This window comes from Streptomyces toyocaensis (assembly GCF_000725125.1).
Classification (GTDB): domain Bacteria; phylum Actinomycetota; class Actinomycetes; order Streptomycetales; family Streptomycetaceae; genus Streptomyces; species Streptomyces toyocaensis.
In genome coordinates this window covers 1-3,203 of record NZ_JFCB01000067.1, presented here as the reverse complement: position 1 = coordinate 3,203, position 3,203 = coordinate 1, and the positions used below count along the sequence as shown (strand labels likewise).

Genomic DNA, 3,203 nt, shown 5'->3' with positions numbered 1-3,203 from the left:
GGGGTGATGGGTGGTTGGTCGTTGTTTGAGAACTGCACAGTGGACGCGAGCATCTGTGGCCAAGTTTTTAAGGGCGCACGGTGGATGCCTTGGCACCAGGAACCGATGAAGGACGTGGGAGGCCACGATAGGCCCCGGGGAGTCGTCAACCAGGCTTTGATCCGGGGGTGTCCGAATGGGGAAACCCGGCAGTCGTCATGGGCTGTCACCCTTGCCTGAACACATAGGGCAAGTGGAGGGAACGCGGGGAAGTGAAACATCTCAGTACCCGCAGGAAGAGAAAACAACCGTGATTCCGGGAGTAGTGGCGAGCGAAACCGGATGAGGCCAAACCGTATGCGTGTGAGACCCGGCAGGGGTTGCGCATGCGGGGTTGTGGGATCTCTCTTCTGTTGTCTGCCGGCAACAGGACGAGTCAGAAACCGTTGATGTAGGCGAAGGACATGCGAAAGGTCCGGCGTAGAGGGTAAGACCCCCGTAGTCGAAACGTCAGCGGCTCGTTTGAGAGACACCCAAGTAGCACGGGGCCCGAGAAATCCCGTGTGAATCTGGCGGGACCACCCGCTAAGCCTAAATATTCCCTGGTGACCGATAGCGGATAGTACCGTGAGGGAATGGTGAAAAGTACCGCGGGAGCGGAGTGAAATAGTACCTGAAACCGTGTGCCTACAAGCCGTGGGAGCGTCGCGCAAGGACTTGTCCTTGCGTCGTGACTGCGTGCCTTTTGAAGAATGAGCCTGCGAGTTTGCGGTGTGTTGCGAGGTTAACCCGGGTGGGGAAGCCGTAGCGAAAGCGAGTCCGAACAGGGCGATTCAGTAGCACGCTCAAGACCCGAAGCGGAGTGATCTAGCCATGGGCAGGTTGAAGCGGAGGTAAGACTTCGTGGAGGACCGAACCCACCAGGGTTGAAAACCTGGGGGATGACCTGTGGTTAGGGGTGAAAGGCCAATCAAACTCCGTGATAGCTGGTTCTCCCCGAAATGCATTTAGGTGCAGCGTCGTGTGTTTCTTGCCGGAGGTAGAGCACTGGATAGGCGATGGGCCCTACCGGGTTACTGACCTTAGCCAAACTCCGAATGCCGGTAAGTGAGAGCGCGGCAGTGAGACTGTGGGGGATAAGCTCCATGGTCGAGAGGGAAACAGCCCAGAGCATCGACTAAGGCCCCTAAGCGTACGCTAAGTGGGAAAGGATGTGGAGTCGCAGAGACAACCAGGAGGTTGGCTTAGAAGCAGCCACCCTTGAAAGAGTGCGTAATAGCTCACTGGTCTAGTGATTCCGCGCCGACAATGTAGCGGGGCTCAAGCGTACCGCCGAAGTCGTGTCATTGCGATATGTACCCCCAACGGGGATCGTGATGGGTAGGGGAGCGTCGTGTGCCGGGTGAAGCAGCGCCGGAAGGCAGTTGTGGACGGTTCACGAGTGAGAATGCAGGCATGAGTAGCGATTCACACGTGAGAAACGTGTGCGCCGATTGACTAAGGGTTCCTGGGTCAAGCTGATCTGCCCAGGGTAAGTCGGGACCTAAGGCGAGGCCGACAGGCGTAGTCGATGGATAACCGGTTGATATTCCGGTACCCGCTGTGAAGCGTCAAACATCGAATCCAGTGATGCTAAGCCCGTGAAGCCGTCGGCTGAGTCTTCGGACGAGGTCGGAGTGGTGGAGCCGGTGACCCGAGCTGGTAGTAGGTGAGTGATGGGGTGACGCAGGAAGGTAGTCCATCCCGGGCGGTGGTTGTCCCGGGGTAAGGGTGTAGGACGTCAGGTAGGTAAATCCGCCTGGCATATAGTCTGAGACCTGATGCCGAGCCGATTGTGGTGAAGTGGATGATCCTATGCTGTCGAGAAAAGCCTCTAGCGAGTTTCATGGCGGCCCGTACCCTAAACCGACTCAGGTGGTCAGGTAGAGAATACCGAGGCGTTCGGGTGAACTATGGTTAAGGAACTCGGCAAAATGCCCCCGTAACTTCGGGAGAAGGGGGGCCACATCCGGTGATGGGTTTTACATCCTGAGCTGGGGGTGGCCGCAGAGACCAGCGAGAAGCGACTGTTTACTAAAAACACAGGTCCGTGCGAAGCCGTAAGGCGATGTATACGGACTGACGCCTGCCCGGTGCTGGAACGTTAAGGGGACCGGTTAGCTCTGATTCGTCGGGGCGAAGCTGAGAACTTAAGCGCCAGTAAACGGCGGTGGTAACTATAACCATCCTAAGGTAGCGAAATTCCTTGTCGGGTAAGTTCCGACCTGCACGAATGGCGTAACGACTTCTCGACTGTCTCAACCATAGGCCCGGTGAAATTGCACTACGAGTAAAGATGCTCGTTTCGCGCAGCAGGACGGAAAGACCCCGGGACCTTTACTACAGTTTGATATTGGTGTTCGGTTCGGCTTGTGTAGGATAGCTGGGAGACTTTGAAGCGGCCACGCCAGTGGTTGTGGAGTCGTCGTTGAAATACCAGTCTGGTCGTGCTGGATGTCTAACCTGGGTCCGTGATCCGGATCAGGGACAGTGTCTGATGGGTAGTTTAACTGGGGCGGTTGCCTCCTAAAGAGTAACGGAGGCGCCCAAAGGTTCCCTCAGCCTGGTTGGCAATCAGGTGTTGAGTGTAAGTGCACAAGGGAGCTTGACTGTGAGACCGACGGGTCGAGCAGGGACGAAAGTCGGGACTAGTGATCCGGCGGTGGCTTGTGGAAGCGCCGTCGCTCAACGGATAAAAGGTACCCCGGGGATAACAGGCTGATCTTCCCCAAGAGTCCATATCGACGGGATGGTTTGGCACCTCGATGTCGGCTCGTCGCATCCTGGGGCTGGAGTCGGTCCCAAGGGTTGGGCTGTTCGCCCATTAAAGCGGTACGCGAGCTGGGTTTAGAACGTCGTGAGACAGTTCGGTCCCTATCCGCTGTGCGCGTAGGAGTCTTGAGAAGGGCTGTCCCTAGTACGAGAGGACCGGGACGGACGAACCTCTGGTGTGCCAGTTGTTCTGCCAAGGGCATGGCTGGTTGGCTACGTTCGGGAGGGATAACCGCTGAAAGCATCTAAGCGGGAAGCCTGCTTCGAGATGAGGACTCCCACCCACTTGATGGGGTAAGGCTCCCAGTAGACGACTGGGTTGATAGGCCGGATCTGGAAGCACGGTAACGTGTGGAGGTGACCGGTACTAATAGGCCGAGGGCTTGTCCTCAGTTGCTCGCGTCCACTGTGTT

General features: G+C 57.1%; 1 rRNA gene. It reads left to right on the top strand.

Annotated features, from left to right (window positions below):
• The first annotated feature begins 57 nt into the window (after positions 1 to 57).
• Positions 58 to 3,181: ribosomal RNA gene (locus tag BU52_RS32560) — 23S ribosomal RNA — on the top strand.
• Positions 3,182 to 3,203 lie beyond the last annotated feature (22 nt).